This window comes from Chryseobacterium lactis, from assembly GCF_003815875.1.
Lineage (GTDB): Bacteria > Bacteroidota > Bacteroidia > Flavobacteriales > Weeksellaceae > Chryseobacterium > Chryseobacterium lactis.
Window position 1 is genome coordinate 3,759,128 of sequence record NZ_CP033924.1, and the last position, 25,870, is coordinate 3,784,997.

At 36.0% G+C, this 25,870-nt stretch carries 25 protein-coding genes and 1 tRNA gene; 10 read left to right on the forward strand and 16 right to left on the reverse strand.

Features of this window, described 5'->3' with window-relative positions:
* Positions 1-80 precede the first annotated feature (80 nt).
* Positions 81-1,241: an MFS transporter gene (locus EG342_RS16640; protein WP_103293633.1), complete on the forward strand. Its 1,161-nt coding sequence runs from the start codon at positions 81-83 to the stop codon at positions 1,239-1,241.
* A 97-nt stretch (positions 1,242-1,338) separates the two neighbouring features.
* Here EG342_RS16640 and EG342_RS16645 read toward each other — a convergent pair whose 3' ends face one another.
* Positions 1,339-1,725, reverse strand: a complete 387-nt coding sequence (locus tag EG342_RS16645) for a hypothetical protein (RefSeq protein ID WP_103293632.1) — start codon at positions 1,723-1,725, stop codon at positions 1,339-1,341.
* Between the two features lie 41 nt (positions 1,726-1,766).
* A complete protein-coding gene (locus EG342_RS16650; RefSeq protein ID WP_103293631.1) occupies positions 1,767-3,140 on the reverse strand; it encodes an MFS transporter in 1,374 nt (457 codons plus the stop codon).
* A gap of 74 nt (positions 3,141-3,214) precedes the next feature.
* Here EG342_RS16650 and EG342_RS16655 point away from each other — a divergent pair, with 74 nt between their 5' ends.
* Entirely contained in the window at positions 3,215-4,063 is an 849-nt protein-coding gene (locus tag EG342_RS16655) for an AraC family transcriptional regulator (RefSeq protein WP_103293630.1), read from the forward strand.
* Positions 4,064-4,238: 175 nt separating this feature from the next.
* Here EG342_RS16655 and EG342_RS16660 read toward each other — a convergent pair whose 3' ends face one another.
* Positions 4,239-4,598, reverse strand: a complete 360-nt coding sequence (locus EG342_RS16660; RefSeq protein WP_103293629.1) for a winged helix-turn-helix transcriptional regulator — start codon at positions 4,596-4,598, stop codon at positions 4,239-4,241.
* Positions 4,599-4,798: 200 nt separating this feature from the next.
* Here EG342_RS16660 and EG342_RS16665 point away from each other — a divergent pair, with 200 nt between their 5' ends.
* Positions 4,799-5,431 carry an NAD(P)H-dependent oxidoreductase gene (locus EG342_RS16665; RefSeq protein ID WP_103293752.1) on the forward strand — a complete coding sequence of 211 codons (633 nt, stop codon included), beginning with the start codon at positions 4,799-4,801 and terminating at the stop codon, positions 5,429-5,431.
* A gap of 108 nt (positions 5,432-5,539) precedes the next feature.
* On the opposite strand, the gene EG342_RS16670 is transcribed toward EG342_RS16665, so the two are convergent.
* Positions 5,540-5,773 (reverse strand): hypothetical protein, encoded by a 234-nt coding sequence (locus EG342_RS16670; protein WP_103293628.1) that lies wholly within the window; start codon positions 5,771-5,773, stop codon positions 5,540-5,542.
* A gap of 431 nt (positions 5,774-6,204) precedes the next feature.
* On the opposite strand from EG342_RS16670, the gene EG342_RS16675 reads away from it, so the two are divergent.
* The 5 genes from EG342_RS16675 (at position 6,205) to EG342_RS16695 (ending at position 9,664) form a co-directional block, all read left to right on the forward strand.
* On the forward strand, positions 6,205-6,924 hold the full coding sequence (locus EG342_RS16675) for a hypothetical protein (RefSeq protein WP_123868120.1): 720 nt from the start codon (positions 6,205-6,207) through the stop codon (positions 6,922-6,924).
* 48 nt (positions 6,925-6,972) lie between these two features.
* Positions 6,973-7,698, forward strand: a complete 726-nt coding sequence (locus EG342_RS16680; RefSeq protein WP_123868121.1) for a hypothetical protein — start codon at positions 6,973-6,975, stop codon at positions 7,696-7,698.
* A 35-nt stretch (positions 7,699-7,733) separates the two neighbouring features.
* Positions 7,734-8,480 (forward strand): hypothetical protein, encoded by a 747-nt coding sequence (locus EG342_RS16685; protein WP_123868122.1) that lies wholly within the window; start codon positions 7,734-7,736, stop codon positions 8,478-8,480.
* A 114-nt stretch (positions 8,481-8,594) separates the two neighbouring features.
* Positions 8,595-8,879 carry a hypothetical protein gene (locus EG342_RS16690; protein ID WP_103293624.1) on the forward strand — a complete coding sequence of 95 codons (285 nt, stop codon included), beginning with the start codon at positions 8,595-8,597 and terminating at the stop codon, positions 8,877-8,879.
* Positions 8,880-8,947: 68 nt separating this feature from the next.
* Complete coding sequence (locus tag EG342_RS16695) at positions 8,948-9,664, forward strand: hypothetical protein (protein ID WP_103293623.1); 717 nt, start codon at positions 8,948-8,950, stop codon at positions 9,662-9,664.
* 46 nt (positions 9,665-9,710) lie between these two features.
* Here the strand turns inward: EG342_RS16695 and EG342_RS16700 are convergent, their stop codons facing one another.
* The 8 genes from EG342_RS16700 to uvrA all read right to left on the reverse strand — a co-directional run bounded on the left by EG342_RS16700 (position 9,711) and on the right by uvrA (position 18,414).
* Positions 9,711-9,965 carry a hypothetical protein gene (locus EG342_RS16700; RefSeq protein ID WP_103293622.1) on the reverse strand — a complete coding sequence of 85 codons (255 nt, stop codon included), beginning with the start codon at positions 9,963-9,965 and terminating at the stop codon, positions 9,711-9,713.
* 339 nt (positions 9,966-10,304) lie between these two features.
* Positions 10,305-10,376 (reverse strand) — tRNA-Arg (locus EG342_RS16705).
* Between the two features lie 386 nt (positions 10,377-10,762).
* The gene (locus EG342_RS16710) at positions 10,763-11,536 is read right to left on the reverse strand and encodes an alpha/beta hydrolase family protein (protein WP_103293621.1); all 774 of its coding nucleotides are present in this window, start codon (positions 11,534-11,536) and stop codon (positions 10,763-10,765) included.
* A 122-nt stretch (positions 11,537-11,658) separates the two neighbouring features.
* On the reverse strand, positions 11,659-11,892 hold the full coding sequence (locus EG342_RS16715) for a hypothetical protein (protein WP_103293620.1): 234 nt from the start codon (positions 11,890-11,892) through the stop codon (positions 11,659-11,661).
* Positions 11,893-11,942: 50 nt separating this feature from the next.
* Positions 11,943-13,034, reverse strand: coding sequence for a DUF5700 domain-containing putative Zn-dependent protease (locus EG342_RS16720; RefSeq protein ID WP_123868123.1), 1,092 nt, complete (start codon positions 13,032-13,034; stop codon positions 11,943-11,945).
* Between the two features lie 382 nt (positions 13,035-13,416).
* Positions 13,417-14,304 carry a hypothetical protein gene (locus tag EG342_RS16725; protein WP_103293618.1) on the reverse strand — a complete coding sequence of 296 codons (888 nt, stop codon included), beginning with the start codon at positions 14,302-14,304 and terminating at the stop codon, positions 13,417-13,419.
* Between the two features lie 4 nt (positions 14,305-14,308).
* The gene (locus tag EG342_RS16730; RefSeq protein ID WP_123868124.1) at positions 14,309-15,127 is read right to left on the reverse strand and encodes a hypothetical protein; all 819 of its coding nucleotides are present in this window, start codon (positions 15,125-15,127) and stop codon (positions 14,309-14,311) included.
* Positions 15,128-15,621: 494 nt separating this feature from the next.
* Complete coding sequence (uvrA, locus tag EG342_RS16735; protein ID WP_103293751.1) at positions 15,622-18,414, reverse strand: excinuclease ABC subunit UvrA; 2,793 nt, start codon at positions 18,412-18,414, stop codon at positions 15,622-15,624.
* Positions 18,415-19,059: 645 nt separating this feature from the next.
* On the opposite strand from uvrA, the gene EG342_RS16740 reads away from it, so the two are divergent.
* A complete protein-coding gene (locus tag EG342_RS16740; RefSeq protein WP_103293616.1) occupies positions 19,060-20,871 on the forward strand; it encodes a TonB-dependent receptor plug domain-containing protein in 1,812 nt (603 codons plus the stop codon).
* 71 nt (positions 20,872-20,942) lie between these two features.
* Positions 20,943-21,659, forward strand: coding sequence for a DUF2490 domain-containing protein (locus EG342_RS16745; protein ID WP_103293615.1), 717 nt, complete (start codon positions 20,943-20,945; stop codon positions 21,657-21,659).
* Here the strand turns inward: EG342_RS16745 and EG342_RS16750 are convergent.
* The 4 genes from EG342_RS16750 to EG342_RS16765 form a co-directional block, all read right to left on the reverse strand.
* Positions 21,656-22,102, reverse strand: coding sequence for a phosphohydrolase (locus EG342_RS16750; protein ID WP_047099411.1), 447 nt, complete (start codon positions 22,100-22,102; stop codon positions 21,656-21,658). The two genes, EG342_RS16745 and EG342_RS16750, sit on opposite strands and share 4 nt — an antisense overlap.
* Positions 22,103-22,181: 79 nt before the next feature.
* Positions 22,182-22,517, reverse strand: coding sequence for a YegP family protein (locus EG342_RS16755; RefSeq protein WP_103293614.1), 336 nt, complete (start codon positions 22,515-22,517; stop codon positions 22,182-22,184).
* A gap of 267 nt (positions 22,518-22,784) precedes the next feature.
* Positions 22,785-24,560, reverse strand: coding sequence for an acyl-CoA dehydrogenase family protein (locus EG342_RS16760; RefSeq protein WP_103292653.1), 1,776 nt, complete (start codon positions 24,558-24,560; stop codon positions 22,785-22,787).
* Positions 24,561-24,673: 113 nt separating this feature from the next.
* Positions 24,674-25,852 carry a thiolase family protein gene (locus EG342_RS16765; protein ID WP_103292652.1) on the reverse strand — a complete coding sequence of 393 codons (1,179 nt, stop codon included), beginning with the start codon at positions 25,850-25,852 and terminating at the stop codon, positions 24,674-24,676.
* Positions 25,853-25,870: the final 18 nt, after the last annotated feature.

Consider the following 25,870-nt stretch of genomic DNA (forward strand, 5'->3'; position numbering starts at 1 on the left):
AAAATGACAAAAATGGAATATATTTTATTGGGTGACTGTGACTAACTTTGCGGCAGAAATTTTAATCCAACACTGTTATAATGCCAGATAGAGAATCTTATAATGCGAAAATGCCTGCAGCCTGCTTTTTACTTTTCTTTGCCCATGGGCTTGTTTTTTCCTCATGGGCGAGCCGTATTCCTATCATTAAAACGGCACTTTCCATCAATGAAGCACAGCTAGGAACCCTTTTGCTTCTGATGCCGATCGGGCAGCTTTCAACTATGGTTTTGGCAGGAAAGCTCATCAGCAGATACGGAAGCAGCCGGATTATTAAAACGTGCTTCTTGTTTTATCCTGTTTTTCTTTTGCTGATCGGGCTTGCTCCGTCATATTGGATACTGGCGGCTGTTCTTTTTTTCTTTGGTGTATCAGGGAATTTGTGCAACATCGCAATCAATACCCAGGCTATTGAAATAGAATCGATTACAAAAAGAACACTTTTATCTTCTTATCACGGTGCCTGGTGCTTTGCCGGACTGGCAGGTGCACTTCTCGGCTTACTGATGATTACCCTGAATGTCGGAACCTTTTATCATTTTATATTGACTTTCATGCTTGTGTCAGGACTTTGGTTGTATAGTAGAAGGAATTTAACCAATATTATTCATAAAGTTGAACCACAAAGGCAATCTGTTTTTAAAAACATTAATCCTACCTTGGTGGGATTGGGAATCATCGGATTTTTAAGTATGGCTATTGAAGGAGCAATGTTCGACTGGAGCGGGGTATATTTTCAAACCATAGTGAAAGCTCCGGAAAAGCTTGTTATATTGGGGTATACAAGTTTTATTTTAATGATGACTTTAGGTAGATTTATCGGCAATCGTGTGATCGAAAAGTATGGGAAAAGAATCGTTCTTCAATGTTGTGGTATTTTGATGAGCAGCGGACTTTTTCTAAGTGTTTTCTTCCCTGAGTTATGGATTTGTATCATTGCTTTCATGATTATTGGTTTAGGAAGCTCATTAAGCGTACCTTCTGTGTACAGCACGGTTGGTAAAGTAAGTAAAGTGGCTCCCAGCATTGCGCTGTCATTTGTGTCCAGTATTTCCTTTTTAGGATTTTTGATGGGACCGCCGCTTATCGGATATGTTGCGGAAGCTTTTGATCTCAGGTATTCTTACGGTCTTTTTGCCTGCTTCGGAATTTTATTGGCCATCATGGCAAGACAAATGGAGGTATTCCGAAATAAAAACTGATAAAGCATTTAGAATCAAAATCTTGAAACTTTTTTAAAAGAAAATAGCCCAATATCGGATTATTATTGGGCTATAGTCAATCTCGGTTGAGTTGGTTTTACATCCAGTTTTCTACCAGATGGAACCACAATGCTTTTTCTTCACCTATCAGAAAGACTGCGGATGACTTTCTTCTGTTGGCAATGTCTCCGGTTGTCTGGATTTCAATATAAGTAGCAAGAGCATGATGATCAGAATGCTCAATTTCTATATTTTCAATCTTCACGCTGCGATCCGGGAATTTTCCAAAGACCGTGGGAAGCCATTCCGAAAACATGGATAAAGTTGCGGAATTTCCATCACCATTGATCATTGTAAATTCAGGAGCAAAACCGGAAAGGATTTTATTACATAATATTTCCTGTTGTTCACTGCCACGAAACCATTTTTCGATGTTTTCACAAAACTCCTGTAACTCTTCGGTTACTTTTTCTGTATTGTTCATAAATGTAAATATTAAGTATTTTAATTTTTTAAAGGATCAGATTAAATGTATTGTTGTAATCTTCGGCTCATTCCTATTCCCACTAATTGAACGAGTCCGATGGTACAAATCGCTGCTGAAAAAGCCGCCGGAAATCCAATGATATGAATCAGATTAAAAAATAGCGTTCCCACAATAACACCACCCACCACACTACCGACCTGCATTCCGATACTTACAAGACCTGAGGCTTGTCCTGCTTTTTCTTTGGTGGTAAAAGTGATCGCAGTACGCATCATAACTGGCATAATAGTACCATGTCCTAATCCAGCCATAAATAAGGTGATATGCGTTACCAAAGAAGGTTTTTCGTGTGTATAAAAGGCTAATGCACTGAAAATAAAGCCTGCCAGTAACAGACCTAAACCGGTATAGATCATCGTTTGCGGAGCCAGTTTAATTTTAGACACGATGAGTGGTCCCAAGAAGAAAGCTACACCATATGGAACAATGGCGATTCCCGTCTGCATAGAACTCTGATGAAGAAACTGTTGCAGATAATACGGATAACAAATAAATAAACCGGCTGTAAAATTGTAGAAAAAGATAATCAGAAGGCTTAAGGCAAAAGGTTTGTGCTGTAAAAGGGTAGGATCTATAAGGATAGGTTTGCCTTTTTTTAGCAAATACATTTCATATTTAAAAAAAACTATTAATAAAGCTATTCCCGTCAGCAGAATACCGAAGATCCACCATTCCCATTGATATTTCTGCCCGAAAATAAGAGGACAAATCAATAAAAGTAAAGCAAAAATTAATAGCAGAGATCCGATGAAGTCAATCCCTGAATTTGTTTCCTTATGACTATTCTCCATTGTAAAATGAATACCAATAATGCAGATCAGAGTTATCGGGACATTGACAAGAAATACCATTTCCCAGGAAAAGCTTCCCCAATGCATGCTGAGAAGCAAGCCACCAAGCAGCTGACCAAGCACCGCCGCCAGTCCAAATACAGAACTGAAGAGACTCACCGCCTTAGGCTGTTCTTCACTACTGAACAAAACCTTGATAGAAGCCAGTACCTGAGGTGCAAGAAGTGATGCCCCTACACCTTGAAAGAGCCTGAAGATAATTAACCAGGTAATATGAGGCGAAAAAGCACAACCAAGAGATGAAATTAAGAAAGTATACAATCCCAGAGTAAAGATCTTCTTTCGCCCATAAAGGTCACCAAGTCTTCCGCCGCATACCACCAGAGCAGCATAGGTAAGTCCGTAAATGGCAACCACCATCTGCAACTGATGATCACTTGCATTGAAGGCCTTTTTTATAGAAGGTAATGCCATGTTGACAATAAAATAATCCAATGGTGAAAGAAATGCACCGGTAATCAGAAAATTGAGTGCCGGCCATCGTTTCGAATAGGTGTTCATATTTTTTTATGCAAAATTAACCTCTTTATGTTCTGGTAAAATTGTACTTTTGGAGGAAAAATAAGGGTGTACTGATGAAAGGATTACATTTGGAAGGTATCGAAGTAAAAGAAATACAACTGAAAGGCGAAGAGATTGTTCTTAAAACAAATTCTTTTCTCTCTTTTGTCTACGTAGTAAAAGGGAAGGGAAGCCTTATCTATGATGAACGTTGTATTGACTTTACAGAAGGGAAGCTTTTCATCATTCCGCAGCAGGAGCTTTACCGTTTTGAAAGTGACAATGCTTCACTGATCTCCATACAATGTCCCATAGAATTCATTGATAAGATCCGTCTGGAAGCAGACCGTATTGAAAGCTGCGAAAATCTATACAAACTTCAATACATCAGCAATAATTATCATGCAAGGGCAGGATGTGTATTTCGCAGTAAGAGCGATGAAGATTTTGCAGAAATGCTTGTTTTGCAGATTGCAAAGGAATTCAAAAATAAGGCAGAAGATTATCTTATTATCCGGAACTGTATATCCATTCTGTTAAACCTCATTGCCCGCAATATCATAAAAAGTGAAACTTCAGATTTGCAGGAAAATAGAAAAGCTTTCTCCATCATGAAGATTATTACGTATATCCAGCAACATATCAAAGACAGAGAAAAGACCGGAATTCAGGCTATTGCAGAACATTTTGGAATTTCGGGGAATTATTTCGGAGAGTATTTTAAACAGCAAACCGGGATTTCTTATCAGGACTATCTGCTGGATTACCGGCTTAAACTCGTTGAAACGTATTTAAAATACAGCAGTATCCGATTGAGTGAAATTGCTTATGAACTGCAGTTCAGCGATGAAAGTCATTTGTCTAAACTTTTCAAAAAACATAGAGGACTAACTCCCGGAGCGTACAGGAAAAAGCAAAAATAAGTTTGAAAAACCGGAACTTTACTTGTTACTATTTACAGAAATAAAAGTCGAAAACAGCACTGCTTTTGACTTTTAAATTTATAATCAAAATCTACTTAAGGCTCTTGTAAGTTACCATTGTAATAGAATTTTAAAATATAGTCATCTAAAATATTATAAGTTAAAATCGGATTTTTCAGTTCTGTTGCAGTAATTGCTTTCTGTATTTTATTCCCCATTCACCCATGGTATCAATAATGGTATGCAGGCTTTTACCAAACTCAGTTAATTCATAATCAACAGATACCGGCATCGTATTATTTTGAGTTCGCTTTACCAGATTGTTCATCTCCAGAACCTTAAGTTCTTTGGAAAGTGTTTTTGATGCAATTCCTTCTACTTGACGTTTCAAATCCATAAAACGCAATTTTCCGGTATAGTACAGATGGCTGATGATAATGGTTTTCCACTTTCCATCCAAAAGATAGATTGTATCCCGTACACCGCGGATATGGTTTTTACATTCTATGTCAAGTTCTATTTTTTCTTTTTTCATAGATAAAAAATAATGTTTCAAAAGTAAGAAAATCAGTTGATAAAAAGCGATTTAAAATCATCTGGTTACTTCGAGGTAACTGGTTACTTAAGGGTAACAGGTGGCTTTTTGATACTATAAACGTAGTAACTTTGCAGTGTAAAAAGAAAGTAAAAAGAAGTATACTTTCTTCAAAACATAAATATAAAAATAATACAATTATGTCATTACAAGAAGCATTGAACTGGAGATCAGCAACAAAAAGCTATAACGGAAAAGCCATAGAAAAGGACAAGATAGAACAAATATTGGAAGCGATTCGCCTGGCACCTACAAGTTCAGGATTGCAGCCTTTTAAAGTTTTCGTTATCACAAATAAAGAACTTAGAGAAAAGCTACAGCCTATATCTTACCAGCAACAGCAAATTGTACAGGCTTCACATATTCTGGTATTTGCTGCGTGGGATCAATATACCACGGAGAGAGTAGATTCTTTCTTTGAATTTAGTAATAAGGAAAGGGATCTCCCATCAAGTGCCACCGATGATTATCGTCTTAATTTATTGGATATGCTGGACAAAAAGACCACTGAAGAACATTTTGCCAATGCATCCAGACAAGCTTACCTCGCATTAGGGTTTGGATTACTAGCAGCTGCCGATCTGAAAATTGATGCCACACCTTTGGAAGGTTTCGATAATCAGGCGGTAGATGAATTGCTTAATCTTCCTGAACAAGGCTTAAGAAGTTCTGTTATGATGGCTTTGGGATATAAAGATGAAGATAAAGACTGGTGGGGGAAATTAAAAAAAATACGAAGATCATCGGAAGAATTATTCGTCGAACTTCATTAATTATAGATAGAATAGAGGAGACCTTTGAGGCCTCCTTTTCTGCATTTATTTATCTTTTGTGAAGAAAGGCAAACGCCTTTTTACTCTTTATATTATCCTTTATAAAGACTAAAGGTCATTGAAGACTTCAATAATAGACTCAATAAGTTCTTTTTCTATGGCTGGATTTGAGGAGATTTCGGGAACAATAGCTCTCAAATTTCCTTCATCATCCCGTTCAAAAACAACTTCATTTCCATCGATATCTACATAGAGCTTGTAACCATAGCTGAATGTTGCAAGTCGTCCGTTGAAAAGCAGGTCCTTGCCTTTATAAGTTACAGGTATTTCAAATTCTTCCATTAATTTTTTAGCGCAATAAAAATATCGGACAAAGGTCAGGAATTTTTATAGATAATACCAGACAATTTATTTAATTCTTATAATAGGTCAGGATTGCGATTGGTAATTTTAATAGGAGAGATATACTTCTCTTTTTAAATATTCATTACTTCTTATAATTTCAACAACTAATGTGATAATTTAGTTCAAAACACAAGGCGATATATTCTATAAATTTGTGATAGAACGAATGCAAAAACCGGTTGAATCTTTGCATTGAGTTCTTTTCTGTTGTACCCGGTTAAGTTCATCTTATTGTCTTTTTTTTTGATTTTCCAGACTATGATTTATGAGAGATTATGGGCTTATTCTATTAATCTCAGAGCGTAAGTAAATATTCTTTTTAAAGTCTTTTTTGAATTAGATTAAACCAAATCGTAAAAAATAAATGTATGCGAAAAAGATCACTACTCAGTAGTTGTATGCTTCTTTCTCTCTGGGCTTTCCCTCAAGTAGGAATCAATACGACAACCCCTCAAAAGACCCTTCATGTTAATGGCTCATTACAAATTACCAATGAGCTTAATGTTGGTGGTAATGCTTCAACAGCTGGAAGTGCCGGTATTGCCGGTCAGGTTTTAAAATCCAATGGTTCAGGACAGGCGCCTTCATGGCAGAAAATATTACAAGCGCCCAATTCCGTGGGTACTCTCATCGCAGTAAACGGACAGCTTTTTGTGGCTCAGGAAATTACCGTGCAATTATCAGCAGATTATAATTCAGGTAATTCTACCACGATGATTGGTAATCTTACTACTGAGATTATCGATAATGAAAATAAATACATTGCCGACGCTACCACCAATTCTTTTCAGGTGGTTGCTGACGGAACCTATCAGATCATTATGAATATGCAGCTTTCAGCGACGAAGGGGAACCTCCCGGTGATAGGAGTGTGGGATAATCAGGATAATCAATGGGTAGCGAGGGTAAATGATACTTATTCTGCTACGAACGGAACATTACAGACTTATACTCTGATAACTTCTATTGATATGTTGGCGGGCAGAAATTATTCGTTTCGATCATCCAACACTACAAATTATACGATAAGAAAAGGAGGTAGCGGAGCATTTCCGCTCTCTCAGATATCGGTTAAGCGGGTGAAATGAAGATAGGTAGAGTTTGATAGGCAATTTTAAAAATAATAAACCATGATTATGAGTAAATACTTTTTCTTTTTAATCCATATGCTATTTTTTTCTGTCTGTTTCTCACAGATTGGTATCAATACGCAGACACCACAAAAGACACTCCATGTCAACGGGACATTACAGGTTACCAATGAAATTAATTTGGGCGGAAGTTCCGGTACTTCGGGGCAAATTTTAAGATCAAACGGCCCGGGACAACCTGCGACATGGGAAAATATGGCGGGTGGCCTTAACTCTACAGGAACCGTAATGGTTGTAGGAGGAAAGTATGTGGTAGCCCAGGAGATCACTGTAAACATGGCTTCAGATTTTGCCGGACCCGCAGTTCCCGGAGCAACCATAGCAACCAATATCGGGAGTTTAACAGATGAAGTGATTGATAATGAAAACCGATATTCTGGAAACGGATCATCCAATACCTTTCAGGTTTCAGCAGACGGAGTATATAAAGTAATTATGAATATGCAGCTGTCGACCACTAACAATACATATCCTGTCGTTGGTATTTGGGACAACACTACAAATCTGTGGGTAGCCAGGGTAAACGATGTGTTTGCAGCGCCAACAAACGGTTTTCAAACATATACTTTAATGACCTCACTGTTCTTGGCTGCCGGGAAGGATTATTCTTTCCGGGCGGCTAATACTGTTGCTTATACAATTAAGGCTTTAAGCTCCGGAGCCACCGGATCAGGACCTGTTTCTGAGGTATCCGTGAAACGCTTAAAATGACTTTCCCGATTTTAACTTACCAAAAACCAAAGAATATGATTAGAATATTATATATAGTGAGCTGCTCCTTTTTCGTATGTGTTTCTACAGATATGTATTCCCAATTCGGAATCAACACAACCACTCCCCAAAAGACCCTTCATGTAAATGGAGATTTGGAAGTCGATAATGAAATTAGTGTTGGCGGCGATGCACAGACAGCAGGAGATTCAGGACTTGCGGGACAAACATTGGTATCCAATGGCCCAGGGCAACCACCAGTGTGGAAAGATATCTCCCTGGCTCCTGATCAGCCGGGAACAGTGATTGTTGTTAACGGGCAGTTTTTAATTGCTCAGGAAATTACGGTACAGATCAGCGCCGACTATTCCGGGCAGGCTTCAGCCAATACAGCAATTCCATTGCCTATCGGTAATCTGAATAATGAAATACTGGATAATAATAACACCTATTCCGGAAGCGCCACCTCCAACTCATTTCAGGTAGTTGCTGATGGGGTATACCAGATTTATGTAAACATGCAACTTACCACAACGGCCAATACATATCCTATGATTGGCATTTGGGATGATACAACGGGAAGTTGGGTAACGAATGTTAATGATCTTTTTATTGCCGGTAATTTTCAGTCTTATACCATTATTACCTCAGTTCCTATGTTCGCCTCAAGAACTTATTCCTTCAGAGCACAAAACACGGCGAACTATACCATTAAACAGCTCAGCGGCGGAACAACCGGTTCCGGCCCTGTATCTCAGGTTACGGTAAGAAGGTTGAAATAATCAGATTGTACGCTCAACCTCTGTAAGTGAATTTCAAAAAACCTGTGTAGTTATTCCATATTTAACTTTAATTCATTATATTAGAGATAATGACTCACATGTCAGATTGAAATTATGAAACAAGTTAAAGAGTCAATGATTACATTTAAAATTGAGATGCTTGTCAATATTGGGAATGAATTAAGCAATTACGGAATGGAACTTTCCAACAGTTTAACCAAATTAACAAACCCCTTTGCAGAAATTGCCGATCGATTGCCAAATGTTTTAACAATGAAGCTCCCATTTATATCAACTGGAACAGGAGGGGGTAATCGACACACAAGTTACGGGGCGAATCTAAATTTAGAATTTAAACCGACAATGATTGTTAGATTAGAAATAGATACAGATAGTTAAACTGAAAATATTTTAAAGCCTTCTCTTTGAGAGGGCTTTTTGTTATATTTGTGAGAAACATAATAATTATGATTGAACATTTGTCTGTTTTGCCTGATATATATAAAGGGGTTTTTACTGGTGTTGTTGGTGCTGTTATTTCTGGAATTGTAGTTTATTTAAATGAGAAATCTAAACGAAGAGCCTTACTGAATGATAATAAAAGATTGGTTGAAGAAACAGAAAAAATCAAAGCGGATTTTAACAGAAAATTAGAAGGGTTAAAAAGAGATTATGAGTTGGATATATCGAAAAGAAAGTATCGGTATGAAAGTAAAAAAGCCTCATATATAGGTTTTTTTCAGAAATTAGACCAATTAAATGCAGAAATGACCGTCAAGAGTGTAGCAAAAATGCAGGAAATGACACAAAAGTTCACTGAAAGTTGTCTCTATGCTCAGTCAGATGAAGAGAACAATGAAGGGATACTTCAGTATCAATTAGCTACACAATCTATATTAATGGAATCTCAGCAAGATATTAATAAACTTAAGCATGAGACATCCGAAATTAAACTACACGCAAGTTCTCAAATCATTGACGGGCTAAATAAATTAGAATATGTATATGAAAGAATAATACAAGAGGGTAATCTACTTATTCAGAAGATGCCGACTATTATTCTATCAGGAGACTCTAACTTAATGACCTTAAATCAACAAGATTTAATAAAGCAAGCCGCAGAAGCTGAAATCATAAAAGAAAATCTCATTAAAAATATGAGACAAGAACTGGACGAAATTTAGTTGTATTAGCCTCATTTGTAGAGGCTATACTATACTAATTTAATTTTTAAGCATTTATATGTTCTAAATGTAGATACATTACAACGTCTCCTTTTTTTACATGCCAAGACCTCCTTTTAATGTTTGCAAATTCACTTTTGCCTTCGTTTTGACAATAAGCCCTGTAAATAAGTTTTTGCTCTTCACTCATAAAGTCAATAATGTCAATAAAATCTCCAACCAAAGGATCTGTTGGAAAATCAATTTCTGCAATTGCAATCTCTAACTTGTTAATTTCCGTAGATAGTAATACTATTTTCATGTTATTAGTTTTAATTAATATTTGTTATTCCAAAATTAAATCTTTTCCTTATAAATTATTACGGTTATCCATAATATGTAATTTTAAGACCTTTCCCTTTAAGTGTAAAGAAAAGATTTTGCAGTATGGAAATTTATTTTATGTTTGCAAGTATTTAAAGTCTTAGCTTTCATTACAATATAATTTAATTATCAATAGCAAAGTGAAAATTCCATGTGAATATAGGGCAGATGCAACTGATTCCTATTACTTAAGCCTAAACTTCAGAAATTATTTTTATGTTTCGGGGGTAAAAATGGGGTACATGTTCTATAGGCTTTTTTAATGAAGGGAAAGTTGTAGCCTCACCAGGGATCGAACCTGGATCTAAAGTTTAGGAAACTCTTATTCTATCCATTGAACTATGAGGCCTTTAAAGGAATAAATTTACACATTATTTTAAACCGATAACAATAAAAGAATCTGCTCTTTAGGAGCAGATTCAGTAGATAAAACATCTCATTTTTTTAATTAGACAACAATAAAAAGCACAGCCGACAATGCTGTGCTTAAATTTTTATTTCAAATTTAATTGCAATTTCAATAGTAGTAAGAAAAGCAAATAAAGTTTCCACTTCGATTATTATTACATAGTAAATGTAGCGATATTTTTAATACGATGTATGAATTAAATGTTAAAATTCACAAGTTATCCACATTTTATTGTGGATAAGTCTGTCAAGCTGCTACTGCCGGGCGTTTTTGATACCTGTCATTATTCACATTCATGGTGATTCCTGTTTAAAGAGTTAGAAAAATTAATGTTCTTCAAGATATGTAAGGATAAAATCATTAAGCGTCTTTTTTTCTTCATCGCTGCCTTTGTTATCCATATGTCCATGATTGATGGAGGTTGGCTGTATGATCATATGATATTTTTTCTGTTCGTCTTCCGTAGGTAAAACGCCTTCATCAGCAGGATAATCATTGGAGCGCAATGAATAAATCTTAGGAACAGAAGTTCTTGGAAGAAACATTCTCCTGTTATCCATGGTAATAATTTTGTAGACCAGATTAGGATGTTGATTTCCAAATAATGCTGCCATATCACCACCATTAGAATGTCCGATGATAGTCAGATGCTTGTAATCGAGATCAGGTTGTATTTTCTTAAGCTCATTTAAAACAAATAAAATATTATCAGAGCCGTTTTGCCAGAAAGGCCTTCTTACCAGTTGTAAATTTCCTTCTGTAGGTAAAAGGGCATCGGTAGGAAGCTCATGCTGAATACTTACTGTAACATATCCTTTGGAAGCCAGTTTTTCAGTCAGATAAGAATATACAAAATAATCTCCGCCTTTGTTAAGACCATAGCCATGATTGAAAATAACAACCTGCTGGTTGGGAATTTTTTGTTCTGCCTGAGGTTTATAAACAGCAATGGGGATTCTCCGGTTTCTACTCTGATCAAATAAAGTTAAAGTATCCAATTTTACTTGATAATTACCGGATGAGGTTACATTTTTCTTTACTGAACAGGCAATAAAAAGGGCGAAAACGGGAAGGAAGCAACATATTTTTTTATAATTCATAGTGAGATGAGCTTATCACAAAAATCTGAATTTTCTGTGAGATGAGAAGCTTTTAAAATAATTTTATACATAAGAAAGAGCAGCCAAAAGCCACTCTGTAATGTATTTTACAAAATATATTATTAATATACACATCCGCAGCCGGTTTCCCATGGCATGCAATCACGTTGAGGTTCATGACAGGTGCCACCACCAGGGTTACCTCCGCCGGTAGATCTGTAGCAGGTTCCGCCACTGCAGTAATATGAACCCGAAACAGCAGGACAGTTTCCTTCAATATCACAGTCTGCATAAGCATAATCGCCGCCATTGATCGATATCAGATGGCTTCTTTTTAATTTTTTTAAGTTTTTCATAGTAATTGATTTTTAATTAGTTATTGACTAAAATATGAAAAATATAAGACTTATTGATGCTGTTCAATGCTTGCTTTAGCTCTATACTTTTTATCTAGCTCACGAACAAGATCCATCGTAGTTGATGACAGTATGTACGCTTCTTTATTTTTTTTCGATGCTTTATCATACAGATATACAAATTGAAAAGGATCATCAATATGTTTGATTAATTCTTTTTTATACCCTGCTTTTGCTATAATGTCCGACATATAATATCCGGGAACGTGACCGCTGGTGTTCCAGTTATTAATCAATTTGTTGATTTTCAAACTCGATCGGTCCAAAGGTTTTATAGACAATAGGGAATCTATATTTTTAATGACTTTTGCGCCGTCTGCAAGGAATTCGGGGCCAGCTTCTCTCTGAAATTCCAGCAGCTTCATTGCATTTTTCCCTTCATAAATCTTATCTGTAAGATCAGCGCTTCCCTCATTCAGTATTTTTTTAAGCAGGCTTATCAGGACTTTATCCTGGTTTTCCACCTCAAATACAAGCTGTGGACGCAGAACGTGATGAAACTCATGGCCGCCCATAGCTCCCATTTTATTGGCATCGTGAAAATATGCTGCGATCAGCGTGAACACCATCCAGCCATTCTCTACATGGGCATCATTGTGAATAGGGATAATGCTGACGTTATATTCCGGGGCTTTTTTCTGATATTTTTTGGGAAGCATCGCATAGGTGTACTGATAACAAGCATCAAAATACCTTTCAGGATCTTTCTTAATATCAGTGAGATATTTCTTCATGTTGTCCTCATTCACTTTATACTCATTAATATTATAAAACCACCAGTTTTTCATTGGTTCTTTTAATCTTTCCTGTAAGATGGCAGCGTTTTTTGGCATATAAACGATCTCCATAATCTTTCTGTAATTATCTGTAAAAGTACTGTCAACACCCTGATCTTTCAGATAAACCTGTATGGCTTTATTTTCTAAAAACTGATTCCATACTTTCTTGTCAAGAGGCTTGTCTTTTTTTAAATTTTCTGTTAATTTGAAATATTCCCAGCAGCTTGAATCGTCGAAGGTTTGAGAATATATCATTTGAGAAGAAAGAAAAATAAACAATATTAATAGAATTCGATGTATCATAAATTTATTTTTAATTAAATAACTAAAATACTAAAATTGCCTTGGTTATTGTGATTTAATTTAAGATAACGTAAGTAGGTTTATTTTTTGAGATAGATTTAATAATATTCAACTTGATAAAGCGATTATTATGCAGCCATAATTAACTAAAAGAATCAGAAACAACATTTTTCAATTTTGAAAGTCAAATTTATAAAGCGATATTTTACACTTTTTTAACTTGTTGTTATCTTCTACTTTGCTCACGAAATCAAAATTTTAAAATATATTCTACCATAAAGAAATCCTATTATTTATTTCAAAATGAAAATTCCATGATAATGGTTCAAAATAAAACAGAGAGCTCCATAGTCCTCTGTTTTATTTAATTTATCGTTACTAATTATGATGTAGGCAAATAAATGATTGAAATAGTATTGGTAAGACTTCTGTTATAATTATTAGCTTCTGTATTCAGATTGTATTGATTTCCTGCTGTTCCCGGTGTAATATATTTCACGAGGGGTACTGTTTTCTCTCCTGATTGTAGATAGATAATGCTTTTTAGATTGAGATATGTGATGAAATTGCTTCCCTGTGCAGAATCCAGAATTTCAGTGGCATCATAAAAAATCAGATCTGTTAATCCATTGGAAGGGAATGATCCTGTATAGGGTTTAGATAAACCCAGACGAAGTGGTGTTTTTATATTACTGTTAGGATTATAATTATTTCCCCATGGTTTAAGAAGGATATTCATATTGACTAAGTAATATCCGGTATAAGGAGCTGTAAATTCCCCTGTTGATACATTAAAAGTATTGAGCTTGTCGGTGGCTTTATTGTCAAATATAAACTTTCTAATATTATTTCCTAAATCATTGCTTACGAAACTTAGATCATTTCCTGAAAGTTTCATATTGACTAAAGTAATCAACTTGTTTAAAAGGATATTATTTATTTTCTGATTCAATTCCTCACCACTGACAAAAATATTCCATTTTCCATTGCTGAAAGAATAGAGTCTGTTTTTTAGAACATCATCATTTGTATTCAATGGAGTCCCATTGTTTCCATCCATAAGATTAAATACCAATAATCCATTTGCCGGGTTATTGATGGTGGTAACATCCGTAACTCCGGATAATGAAACTCTTGGTATCAACAATCCTTTATGAGCTGAATTAATATGAAGGGCAGCACTTTTGTCCAGATTGGAGCCTGTATTGATCCCAACTTGTGAATAATAAAATGTTCCGAAACACAAGGCTGATAATAGGTAAGCTTTCATAGTATTAATTTACGATTGGGAGATATACTATTGTTATATTGTTCACTTGTGATCTGTTGTATCCCAAACTTTCCGTATCGATTGAATAGATATTGTTACCTGCAGTAGTACCGGGAGTAATGTATCGGGTAAGAAAACATATCTTTTCATCTTTGTTCATATAGATAACCCCGGAAACCTTAATCGTTAATGGTTGCTGATCATCAGTAACTGCATTTAACGGCTGATTTAGAAAAGCAAATGTTGCATTTCCGTTATACACAAATGTTGTATAGGGTTTGCTTACTCCCAGCCGCACAATATTCGTGGTACTTTGTGCCTGATAACTTTTCAGCAATACAGACGCATCTATTTGATAATATCCGTTTTTAGGGGCTTTGAACTCCGAATTTACGGCATCGTAGGTATTGTTTTTATCAAAAACCTTAGTGTTAAAATAGAGTCTTCTAATATTTGCTCCAAGATCATTACCTATATAAGATGTGTCGTTGCTGCCGGATGAAACATTGGCTACTACCTGTAATTGCGGAACGCCAAGCCCTTCGATTGCTGTGTTCAGCACAGTATCTGTTACCAACAGATCCCATGAATTGGTGGTGGCAGAAAAAACATAGAAGTTATCTGCAATTACATTATTACCAGTTCCTGTTGAACTCGTTAAATTATATACAATTAAGCCATTTGCAGGGTTAGGAATAGTTGAAAGATCGGTCTTGTTTTGTAGACTTACCCTTGGGATGAGCAATCCTTTGTTGGAATGCTTAATATCTAAAACTGCGCTTGGATCAGGGTTGATTGTGTTAATCCCTACTTGGGCGCGCATAGTTATCCCAAATAAAAAAAATACAGAAATAATTGTGTTTTTCATTATTGCTTTACAGTTAAATAACATGTTTGTAAAGGCAAATATATTGGTTTATTTTCTTCTTTTTTTAAGGTGAGGTTATGTGTACTTGATTCATTTTCAATTATTTGAAATATTTTAATTAATTATTCTATTTATATGAATGATATTGAGTGAAATAATGGTTTACGAGTGATATATCTTCTATGTATTGATTATTTTTATTAAAAAGTTTTTTTTTTGATAAGTGTCTTGAGACAGGAGAACTTAAAATTTCAGGCAGCTTAATCATGATCATAAATAATATAATCAGATTGATGGATTTTAAATTATATAGTGAACAGGAGAATTATTGAAAAATCCCGGTATACCATGGATAAGATGTGATGATAGCTACTGGCGTTGTTCAAGTACCCAGCTTCATCAGGTCATTGAAGAAAAAACAGAGAGCTCAATGGCTCTCTGTTTGTATTTTAATTTTCAAGTTTTTCCTTGATATATTTTGCGGTGTACGACTTTTTGTTTTTTGTTAAATCTTCCGGAGTTCCGGCAAAAACAACTTCACCACCGTGTTTTCCTGCCTCGGGACCAATATCAATGATAAAGTCTGCAGATTTAATAATATCAGGCTGATGCTCGATAACGATAACAGAATGACCCAGATCAATCAATGCTTGTAATGACTTCAGTAATTTCTGAATATCATGGAAGTGAAGACCGGTAGAAGGTTCGTCAAAAATAAACAGCGTTTTATCCGTTGTTACCCCTTTTACCAGGAATGATGCCAGTTTCACACGTTGCGCTTCACCACCGGAAAGGGTAGAGGAGCTTTGTCCCAGTTGTAGGTAACCTAATCCAACTTCCTGTAAAGGTCTCAGTTTGGTTACAATTTTCTCTTCATTATTATCTTTAAAGAATGCCAATGCTTCGTCCACAGTCATGTGAAGGATATCAGAGATGCTTTTTTCATCAAATTTCACCTCCAGAATTTCACTTTTGAAACGAGTTCCTTTACAAACTTCACACTCCAGTTCAATATCTGCCATAAACTGCATGGAAACATTGATGACGCCTTCTCCTTTACATTCATCACATCTTCCGCCATCAACATTGAAGGAGAAATGTTTCGGCTTATAGCCCATCATTTTTGCTACTTTCTGCTTGGCAAAAAGATCACGGATGTCGTCGTAAGCTTTCAGATAGGTTACCGGGTTGGAGCGTGAAGATTTTCCGATAGGATTCTGATCGATTAATTCAATATTCTTGATCAGTTTTTTTGGAAACTCTACCGAATCATAATCTCCCTTTTTACCTCCCATTCCCAGTTGAATCTGGATATCATTGGTTAAAATCTCTTTCATCAATGTAGATTTTCCACTTCCTGAAACTCCGGAGATCACCACAAGGTTTTCCAATGGAATATCAACATCGATATTTTTAAGATTATTCTGACGGGCTCCTTTAATATGAATCCATTCTTTTGCTTTTCTACGTTTTTCCGGTACTTTGATTTCCAATCTTCCGGTAAGATATTCTGAAGTAAGCGTATTGGCTTTTTTAAGATCTTTATAATCTCCTGCAAATACAAGCTCGCCACCAAGATAACCGGCTTCCGGCCCGATGTCTATAATATAATCTGCGGCTCTCATTACATCTTCATCATGCTCTACAACGATTACGGTGTTGCCAAGATCACGAAGATTTTTTAATACTTCAATCAGATTTTCAGTATCCTTAGAATGAAGACCGATAGAAGGTTCATCCAAAATATAGATGGAACCGACCAAAGAGCTTCCTAAACTCGTTGCAAGATTAATTCTCTGGCTTTCACCTCCGGACAATGTATTTGAAGTTCTGTTGAGTGTTAAATATCCTAATCCTACTTTTAATAAAAACTCTAGACGGGTGGTAATTTCATACAACAATCGTTTGGCAACTTCTTTATCGTGGTCAGACAATTGTAATCCGTTAATTACCGGTGCCAGTTCATCCAAAGGAAGTTCAATCATGGATTGAATATTGTGGCCGTCTATCTTTACCCAGCTCGTTTCCTCGCGCAGTCTTAAGCCTTCACAGGTAGAGCAAAGGGTTTTCCCTCTGTAGCGGGACAGCATTACACGGTATTGGATTTTGTATAAGTTTTCTTCAAGCATTTTGAAGAAATTATTAATAGAAGGGAAATTGTTTTTCCCGTCACCTTTCCAAAGAAAATTTTTCTGCTCCTTTGTCAACTGATGATAAGGTTTATGAATCGGGAAATCACCTGCTTTTTTAATGAAATCCTTCTTCCATTCGCTCATCGTTTCTCCTCTCCAGGAAACTACGGCATCTTCATATACAGATAATGTTTTGTTCGGAACTACAAGATCTTCATCTATTCCGATTACCTTTCCATATCCTTCGCAAGCCGGACACGCTCCATAAGGATTGTTGAAACTGAAAAAATGAACGTTTGGCTCAAGAAACTCCATGCCGTCAAGTTCAAATTTATTGGAAAACTCTTTTGTTTTTCCTGTATCTGTATTCTTCAGAGAACAATAGCCACGACCTTCATAGAATGCCATTTGAATAGAATCTGCTAAACGCTGTAAGAAACTTTCATCTTCTTCATAAGAAAAACGGTCAATGACAAGATTGATCATCATCCCTTTTTCAGGAACAAATCCGAAGCTTTCCAAATCTTCAATTCCAGCCACATTTCCATTGATTTCAAGTCTTGTGAAACCTGCAAGCTTTAAAATATTTAAATTTTCCTTGAAATTGTCTGCATCATATTCTAACGGCGCAGTCAGTAGAAAAGAACTGTCTTTTTTGGAAGCTTTAATAAAATCTACCACATCGGAAACCGAATCTTTTTTAACTTCTTCCCCCGAAATCGGAGAATATGTTTTCCCGATTCTGGCAAATAAAAGCTTCATATAATCATAGATCTCAGTAGAAGTTCCTACTGTAGATCGCGGATTGGAAGAAATTACTTTCTGTTGTATGGCAATAGAAGGAGCCAGTCCTTTGATGTCATCTACTTTAGGCTTTTCTAATTTGCCTAAAAACTGACGTGCATAAGAACTCAAACTTTCCACATACCTTCGCTGGCCTTCTGCGTAAATAGTATCAAAAGCCAGAGATGATTTTCCACTTCCTGAAACTCCGGTAATAACAATAAGTTTATTTTTAGGAATCAGGACGTCTATATGTTTCAGATTATTAAGATGTGCATTCTTAACGTAAATCTGTTTTTTTATATCTATTTCTGTCGTATTAGCCATATTTTGTTTGTTCATAAAAGCTACTGAGTCATATTATAAGCTGTCAGTAACTGGTGTTTTATCTTGAAATTTTCAAGATTTGCCATCAATTGAACGTATTAATATATTCCTGAATTCACCTGAGCCAGAGAAACGAACATTAAAAAATGATGCTCCAAAACACAGTTGAAAAAGAATACTTTCAACGTAAAATTAAGACCCACAAAATTACGAATTTTTAGTGAAAAATATCTATCAATTCTTTTTCAAAATATTATAGAATTAACCTATATCATACGCAGTCGAATCCTAAATAGGGAATGTGTATCAAAGAAAATAGTATATATTTTTTAGACTTATTTTGTATTTACTGTTTATTTTTATTGTGACAGAAGTAATTTTAGAATTTTCATTGCGTTTTTATGTGAGGGTATTGTTTTATGTTTTAAAATTATTTAAAATTGTATTCATAAATATGTAATATAGAAATGAGAAAATTATTCAGAGATCTAGTTACACATTTAATGAGAAAAAGGTAAAATTCTCCCTCAGACACAGGATGTAGCATTTCAATGTTACATCTTTTTTTATGACAAGTATCATTTGCCTGTCTTGATGAACTCTCTTACTTTTGATCCCTGTTATTAAGAAACTACGGAAACGATTATGATCAAAAAGATAGGAAGTGTTTTTTTTCTGGGCTCTTTGCTTTGGGTAAATGCACAGGAAAAGACCACAGATATTGAGAATGTTGAATTTCAGGGGAAATTCATTTCTACTCCTTATAAAAGTGCTAACCAGAATATCACCGTTATTACCAGAGAAGATATCATTAATTCTCCGGCTAAAAGTATTGATGAAATCCTTCAGCAGGTTTCCGGAATGGATATAAGAAGGAGAGGAGCAAATGGAGTACAGAGTGACATTACGTTCCGTGGAAGTTCTTTTGAACAGGTTTTATTGTTGTTGAACGGAATCAGAATGAATGACTCCCAGACGGGACACAATAATATGAATATGCCGGTAGATCTTGATGATGTAGAAAAGATTGAGGTGATCAAAGGGCCGGCAGCCAGACGTTTTGGCCAAAATGCCTATGCAGGTGTTATCAATATCATTACCAAAACAACTCCCGGAAAAAGAGTGGAAATAAGTGCTGACGGAGGCGATTACGGATCTTACGGATTGGGAATGAACGCTCAGATAGGCAATGAAAAGTTCTCAAACAGTCTTCAAGCCAATACATCCTCTTCACAAGGGTATATGTATAACACGGATTATGAGATCAGAAGTGCATTCTATCAGGGAAAACTAAATATTAAAAACGGAGATCTGCGACTTCAGGCAGGTTTTTCGGAAAAGAAATTCGGGGCTAACGGATTTTATTCTTCCAGCAAGGCTACCGAGCAATATGAAGAAATGCAGGCTTCAATCGTAAGTCTGGCTCATCAGCAGACCTTTGGGAAACTGAAGGTGAATTCTAACGTATATTGGCGAAGAGGACAGGATATGTATCTTTTTAACCGTCAAAAACCTGAGGTCTACAGAAATATGCATATCGGAAATAATGTAGGTGGAGAAGTAAACTCCAGCTATCAATGGGGCCTGGGGACAACCGGAGTGGGTGTTGAACTGAGAAAAGAGTTGTTGGTAAGCAGTAATTTAGGCAATCCAAACCGTTTTGTATCACAGGTTTTCTTTGAACATCATTTTTCGTTATTTGATAAAAAATTAAACATCAGTCCGGGAATTTCTTGGGCTAATTATGCCAAAGAAGGGAACTTCTTTTATCCGGGTCTTGACGTAGGATATAATTTTAACGGAAATAATAAAATCTACGGAAATATTGCCAAAGTACACCGCATTCCGACCTTTACAGAGCTTTATTATGTAAGTCCGACTGAAGTTGGAAATCCTGATCTGACGCCTGAAAATGCCATTTCATCTGAAGTTGGATATCAGTATCAGAATAACAGGATTTTGGCTAAAGTAAGCGGATTTTTAAGGAATTCAAACAATTCTATAGACTGGGTTAAAAAGGATCCGAACGGTACGGTTTGGTATGCCCAAAATGTTGGAGATATTAAAGTCAGAGGAATAGAGGCTGAAGTAAATCACAAAGTGACCGACTGGCTGAGATATATGGTAGGATATACTTACCTGGACAGCCAATATCAGGAGTCTAATGAATATATTTCAAGATACATTTTAGATAACCTGAAGCACCAGTTTATTTCAAAACTGGAAACAAAATTCCTGGGAAATTTTACCAATGAATTGGTGTACCGATATAATCAAAGGGTTAATTTAGGAAGCTACAATCTTTTGGATGAGAAATTAAGCTTTGCTAAAAAGGACTATTCTGTGTATGTGTTGATTAACAATATTACCAATACAAAATATACAGAAGCTTTTGGTGTGAAAATGCCGCAAAGGTGGTTCCACATTGGGTTTTCTTATACAATTAATATTAAGTAGATGTTAATTTGATATTAAGTAAAGTTAATATTAACAAATTGTTAAAACATTTACATTTGCAAAAATTTTTTATGAAACGTCTTTTAGGTTTAAGTTTACTACTTGGTTTTTCTTTTTTTAAAGCACAGGAACATGTTTCCAGCTTCAATGCAGTGACCCTGACCTATAAGTTTCATCCAAAATTTTTCCTTTATGCAGAAGGGCAGCTGCGTGGTAACGAAGATTATACCTACCCCGATTATTATGAGATAAAGGGAGGATTAGGGTATAATCTTACCAAAAATCATAAACCTTTTGTCGGACTCGGCAGATATGTCAATTATAAAGACCATCGTTTAAGCAGAGAAGAGTTCAGGGTATGGCTTCAGGATGTCATTGATCTTAAAAAAGGGATTGTGAAGTTTGAGAACCGTTTCAGGGTCGAAAAAAGCTGGTTTTATGAACCGCAAACAGATAATACATCCCAAAGAATGCGTTACCGTTATCGTTTGAATGTGAGTGTTCCTTTAAATTCAAAAACTATAAAGAAAGGAACTGTCTTTGCCAATGTATATGACGAAGTTTTCGTAGTTACTCCAATGAAACCAAGCTTTGCCAGAAACAGAGTTTACGGCGGATTTGGTTATCAGATTGACGAACATTTCGGAGTTCTTGCAGGATATCTCTGGCAGCGTGAATTCGAAGCAAAAGGAAACAAAAATTTACATTTTGTTTACCTTGCTTTGAACATCAACATCGATGATACGGATCACCATGTTAAAACCTTTGATTTCCCGGGAGCGGATTAATATTTCTCGATCAGATAGCGATATGCTTTCAGGTATTTGTTGAACCTTTTAATATCTTTAGGAGTAAGCTCTCTGTTTACTCTTCTAAGATCCATATTATCACGGAGGTCATTTAATTTTACCGCGACTGCCAAAGGAGACCTTTCCGTCCTTTTTACAAATTCATCGTAGTCTTCTTCCGGATCAAACTTAGTGAGGCAGCTGATTGCAAAAATGATATATTCCGGAAAACCTTCAGTTCTTAGATAATCCAGACTGAATTCAAGAGGATGATCTTCCACCACATCGTGGAGGACGCCTACTATCTTTTCATCCATTGTTTTACCGTATTCCATGACACGCATCACATGAGCAATGTAGGGTGCATGGTATTTATCGGTTTGTCCTTTATGTGCCTTGTCGGCAATTTTTATAGCTTTATTGAGTAATTCTTCTTTTGTCATTTTCTATGAAAATAGAGTACAAAAATAAAAAATGCCCTAAAAATATAAGACATTTTTTTTCAAATTATTTCAGATTTATTTACAGATTCGATTCGTCCTCTACAGATGCATTAGGAGCATTGTTTTTGACGGATTCTATCCCGTTTTCCATGCCGTTATCCGATTCATACATCTGGCTGGTGCCTATGATCTGGCCATTTCCTGCCTTAAGGTTAAAATAACATCTGCCATCTTTGGCTGTGTTTCTTTCGAACTTTGCATCATCCTGAGAATTGGTTTTCACAGAGCTAATTCCGTTTTCACAGGAAGATTTTGAATTGTATCCCTGGCTGGTTAAAATGACCTGGCCGTTTCCTGCTTTAAGATTAAACTGATGGTCACCATTTGTTCTTTTTGAAATAATAAATTTTCCCATAGTAATTGTTTTAAGATTATTGTTTTGTAATTATTGGTATTTAAAAAAGATTTACATTTTTCTATTCATTAAAATGAAAAAATATACAGGTAGGAGGGACTGATTATTTTTTCATATGTGTTTCTATTTTAAATAAAATTAATAATTTTTTTTGAATATTCATCATTCAAAAACGAGTCAACAATATGAATATCATCATATTGCCGGGTGTCAATAAAAAAGCGTCTCAATAATGAGACGCCTGATTCAATTTTATGTTATAAAAGACTAATAAGTTCCTTTTTCAATATAATGAGCTGCAACTTTTTCCGTTAATGCCACTACATTTGGATGATTCGTATATTTTGTGAATCTTCTTAATCCTGAAAGCATCATTCTCTGCTCATCTCCTTCAGCGAAAGAAATGATTCCTTCCTTAGCGGCAACAGTGATTTTCTCTACTGCTTTGTAAAGGTTCAACTGTGCCATTGCTGCTTCCACAGAATCAGGAGAGAAATGTTTCTCAGCTCTTAATATAGCAGATTCTGCCATATAGATCTGGTTAAGGATTTCAGAAGCATTCAATAATAAATGCTGTTGTTTTTCAATATCCATCATGTATTTCTGAAGAGCAGCTCCGGAAACCATAAGGAATACTTTCTTAAGATTTGCGATAATAGCTTTTTCTTCACTCATAAATTCTGAATAATCGGGAACTTCAAATGAAGGAATACCCATCAATTCTTTGCTGATTGCCATTGCAGGAGATAAAAGATCCAATTCACCTTTCATAGCTCTCTTGATCAGCATTCCTACAGCTAATAATCTGTTGATTTCGTTAGTTCCTTCATAAATTCTTGAAATTCTTGAATCTCTCCATGCAGCTTCCATCGGAGTATCTTCAGAGAATCCCATACCACCGTAAACCTGGATTCCTTCATCAGCAGTGTGCTGTGCAAGATCAGAAACGAATACTTTTAGGATTGAACATTCCACAGCGAATTCCTCAACACCTTTCAGTTCTGCTTCCTGATGGCTTAATCCACCAGCTACTAATTCATTGATTTTATCTTCAACATTTTTTGCCGCTCTGTAAGATCCTGCTTCACTTACGAAAACTCCGGTTGCCATTTCTGCTAACTTCTTTCTGATTGCTCCGAAAGTTGCGATAGAAACTCCAAACTGTTTTCTTTCGTTAGAATACTGAATAGAGTGGTTTAAGATTCTTCTTTGAGCATCTAAGCAAGCAGCTGCTAATTTAATACGGCCAACGTTCAACGCATTTAAGGCGATTTTAAAACCGTTATTTCTTTCACCCAAAAGATTTTCTACAGGAATCTTCATATCATTGAAGAATACCTGACGTGTAGAAGAGGCACGAATACCTAATTTGTGCTCTTCTTCTCCGAAAGTTAAGCTTCCAGGATTTTCAAGCTCAGAACGGTTGATTACAAAACCTGTGATATTTTTATCATCATCAATTTTAGCGAATAAAGTGAATGTATCTGCAAATCCTGCATTGGAGATCCACATTTTCTGACCATTAATGATATAATGTTTTCCGTCTTCGGAAAGTTTGGCTTTTGTTTTTCCTGAGTTGGCATCAGAACCTGCATCCGGCTCAGTTAGGCAATACGCACCAAATTTTGTACCTGTTGCCAGGTCCGGAAGATATTTTTTCTTTTGCTCTTCAGTTCCATAAAGAACGATAGGAAGGGTACCGATTCCAGTGTGCGCTCCATAAGCAGTTGCCAATGAACCTGTAGTTCCTGAAATATAATCACAAGCAAGCATTGTTGTTACGAAGCCCATTCCAAGACCACCGTATTCTTCTGGTACAGCGATTCCCAGCATTCCCATGTCACCAAGCTTACGCATGGTTTCTTCAGTGAATGCATAATCTTTCTTTTCAAAACGTTCTCTTTGAGGAACTACCTCTCTGTCAATAAATTCTTTTGCTGAATCACGAAGCATTTTTTGCTCTTCGTTCAATTCTTCAATACTGAAAATTTCGTTTGCAGGAATTTGTTTGATTAGGAATTCCCCGCCTTTTAATGTAGCCATATATTATTTTATTTTTTAATTTTTTTTGAGACTGTTCAGATAATAGACGGATAGATGATAGATGTTGAACATTGTCTATTATCTATCTGTCTATTATCTCTTCATCTCTTTTTTTATAGTAGTTCAAAAATACTCGCAGCTCCCTGTCCTGTTCCTACACACATAGAAACCATTCCGTATTTATTACCACGTTTTCTCATTTCATCAAGTAACTGAACAGTTAGTTTTGTCCCTGTACATCCAAGCGGGTGACCTAATGCAATAGCTCCTCCGTTTACGTTTAAGATGTCAGGATTTAAACCTAATTCTTTTTTGATAGCAACTGATTGAGAAGCAAAAGCTTCATTTAATTCAATTAATTCAATGTCTTTTAATTCTAAACCTGCTTGTTTAAGCGCTTTTGGAATAGCATACACTGGACCCATTCCCATGATTCTTGGTTCAAGTCCGGCTGCTGCATAAGCAACTAATCGTGCTTCCGGCTGCAATCCTAATTCTTTTACCATTTCCTCACTCATTACCATTACAAAAGCAGCTCCGTCACTCATCTGAGATGAATTTCCGGCAGTTACGCTCCCTCCGTTGGCAAATACAGGTCTAAGTTTCGCAAGTCCTGCTAAAGAAGTATCAGCTCTTGGCCCTTCATCTACAGAGAAATCAAACTTTTTAGTTTGCATCTTTTGATTTTCGTCAAGGAAGTTATATTCTACAGGAATGGGAACAATCTGATTGGCAAATTTACCTTCCTGATTAGCTTTTAACGCTTTCATATGGGATTCAAAAGCAAACTGATCCTGTTCTTCTCTTGTAATATTATATTGTTTGGCTACCTCTTCTGCAGTGTAACCCATTCCCCAGTAATAATCGGGGTTTGTTTTTGCAATATCAGTTTCCGGAACAGGCTTATAACCTCCCATCGGAATGTAAGACATTGATTCTGTACCACCGGCAATAATACAATCTGCCATTCCAGCCTGGATTTTTGCTGAAGCAATAGCGATGGCCTCACTTCCTGAAGCACAGTATCTGTTGACTGTTACTCCCGGAACTTTATCTGTATTTAAACCCATCAGGGAAATTAAACGAGCTACGTTTAATCCTTGCTCAGCCTCAGGCATTGCATTTCCTACGATAAGGTCATCAATTCTGTTTTTATCTAATTGCGGAAGCTCTGCCATTAATTTTTCAATCACAGTAGCTGCCATTACATCGGGTCTGGTGAATCGCAGGGAACCCTTTGGTGCTTTTCCTACGGCTGATCTAAACCCTTTTACTATATATGCTGTTTTCATATTTTTTGTTGAATTAAA

What these genes read in the sequence shown, in the direction of transcription:
- EG342_RS16645 (WP_103293632.1), bottom strand. Translation starts at nt 1,725, where the DNA reads ATGAACAATACAGAAAAAGTAACCGAAGAGTTACAGGAGTTTTGTGAA.
- EG342_RS16725 (WP_103293618.1), bottom strand. Translation starts at nt 14,304, where the DNA reads ATGAAAGCTTACCTATTATCAGCCTTGTGTTTCGGAACATTTTATTAT.
- EG342_RS16665 (WP_103293752.1), top strand. Translation starts at nt 4,799, where the DNA reads ATGTCATTACAAGAAGCATTGAACTGGAGATCAGCAACAAAAAGCTAT.
- EG342_RS16760 (WP_103292653.1), bottom strand. Translation starts at nt 24,560, where the DNA reads ATGGCTACATTAAAAGGCGGGGAATTCCTAATCAAACAAATTCCTGCA.
- EG342_RS16745 (WP_103293615.1), top strand. Translation starts at nt 20,943, where the DNA reads ATGAAACGTCTTTTAGGTTTAAGTTTACTACTTGGTTTTTCTTTTTTT.
- EG342_RS16675 (WP_123868120.1), top strand. Translation starts at nt 6,205, where the DNA reads ATGCGAAAAAGATCACTACTCAGTAGTTGTATGCTTCTTTCTCTCTGG.
- EG342_RS16695 (WP_103293623.1), top strand. Translation starts at nt 8,948, where the DNA reads ATGATTGAACATTTGTCTGTTTTGCCTGATATATATAAAGGGGTTTTT.
- uvrA (WP_103293751.1), bottom strand. Translation starts at nt 18,414, where the DNA reads ATGGCTAATACGACAGAAATAGATATAAAAAAACAGATTTACGTTAAG.
- EG342_RS16720 (WP_123868123.1), bottom strand. Translation starts at nt 13,034, where the DNA reads ATGATACATCGAATTCTATTAATATTGTTTATTTTTCTTTCTTCTCAA.
- EG342_RS16710 (WP_103293621.1), bottom strand. Translation starts at nt 11,536, where the DNA reads ATGAATTATAAAAAAATATGTTGCTTCCTTCCCGTTTTCGCCCTTTTT.
- EG342_RS16700 (WP_103293622.1), bottom strand. Translation starts at nt 9,965, where the DNA reads ATGAAAATAGTATTACTATCTACGGAAATTAACAAGTTAGAGATTGCA.
- EG342_RS16650 (WP_103293631.1), bottom strand. Translation starts at nt 3,140, where the DNA reads ATGAACACCTATTCGAAACGATGGCCGGCACTCAATTTTCTGATTACC.
- EG342_RS16730 (WP_123868124.1), bottom strand. Translation starts at nt 15,127, where the DNA reads ATGCGCGCCCAAGTAGGGATTAACACAATCAACCCTGATCCAAGCGCA.
- EG342_RS16690 (WP_103293624.1), top strand. Translation starts at nt 8,595, where the DNA reads ATGAAACAAGTTAAAGAGTCAATGATTACATTTAAAATTGAGATGCTT.
- EG342_RS16755 (WP_103293614.1), bottom strand. Translation starts at nt 22,517, where the DNA reads ATGGGAAAATTTATTATTTCAAAAAGAACAAATGGTGACCATCAGTTT.
- EG342_RS16660 (WP_103293629.1), bottom strand. Translation starts at nt 4,598, where the DNA reads ATGAAAAAAGAAAAAATAGAACTTGACATAGAATGTAAAAACCATATC.
- EG342_RS16655 (WP_103293630.1), top strand. Translation starts at nt 3,215, where the DNA reads ATGAAAGGATTACATTTGGAAGGTATCGAAGTAAAAGAAATACAACTG.
- EG342_RS16765 (WP_103292652.1), bottom strand. Translation starts at nt 25,852, where the DNA reads ATGAAAACAGCATATATAGTAAAAGGGTTTAGATCAGCCGTAGGAAAA.
- EG342_RS16715 (WP_103293620.1), bottom strand. Translation starts at nt 11,892, where the DNA reads ATGAAAAACTTAAAAAAATTAAAAAGAAGCCATCTGATATCGATCAAT.
- EG342_RS16750 (WP_047099411.1), bottom strand. Translation starts at nt 22,102, where the DNA reads ATGACAAAAGAAGAATTACTCAATAAAGCTATAAAAATTGCCGACAAG.
- EG342_RS16740 (WP_103293616.1), top strand. Translation starts at nt 19,060, where the DNA reads ATGATCAAAAAGATAGGAAGTGTTTTTTTTCTGGGCTCTTTGCTTTGG.
- EG342_RS16680 (WP_123868121.1), top strand. Translation starts at nt 6,973, where the DNA reads ATGAGTAAATACTTTTTCTTTTTAATCCATATGCTATTTTTTTCTGTC.
- EG342_RS16640 (WP_103293633.1), top strand. Translation starts at nt 81, where the DNA reads ATGCCAGATAGAGAATCTTATAATGCGAAAATGCCTGCAGCCTGCTTT.
- EG342_RS16685 (WP_123868122.1), top strand. Translation starts at nt 7,734, where the DNA reads ATGATTAGAATATTATATATAGTGAGCTGCTCCTTTTTCGTATGTGTT.
- EG342_RS16670 (WP_103293628.1), bottom strand. Translation starts at nt 5,773, where the DNA reads ATGGAAGAATTTGAAATACCTGTAACTTATAAAGGCAAGGACCTGCTT.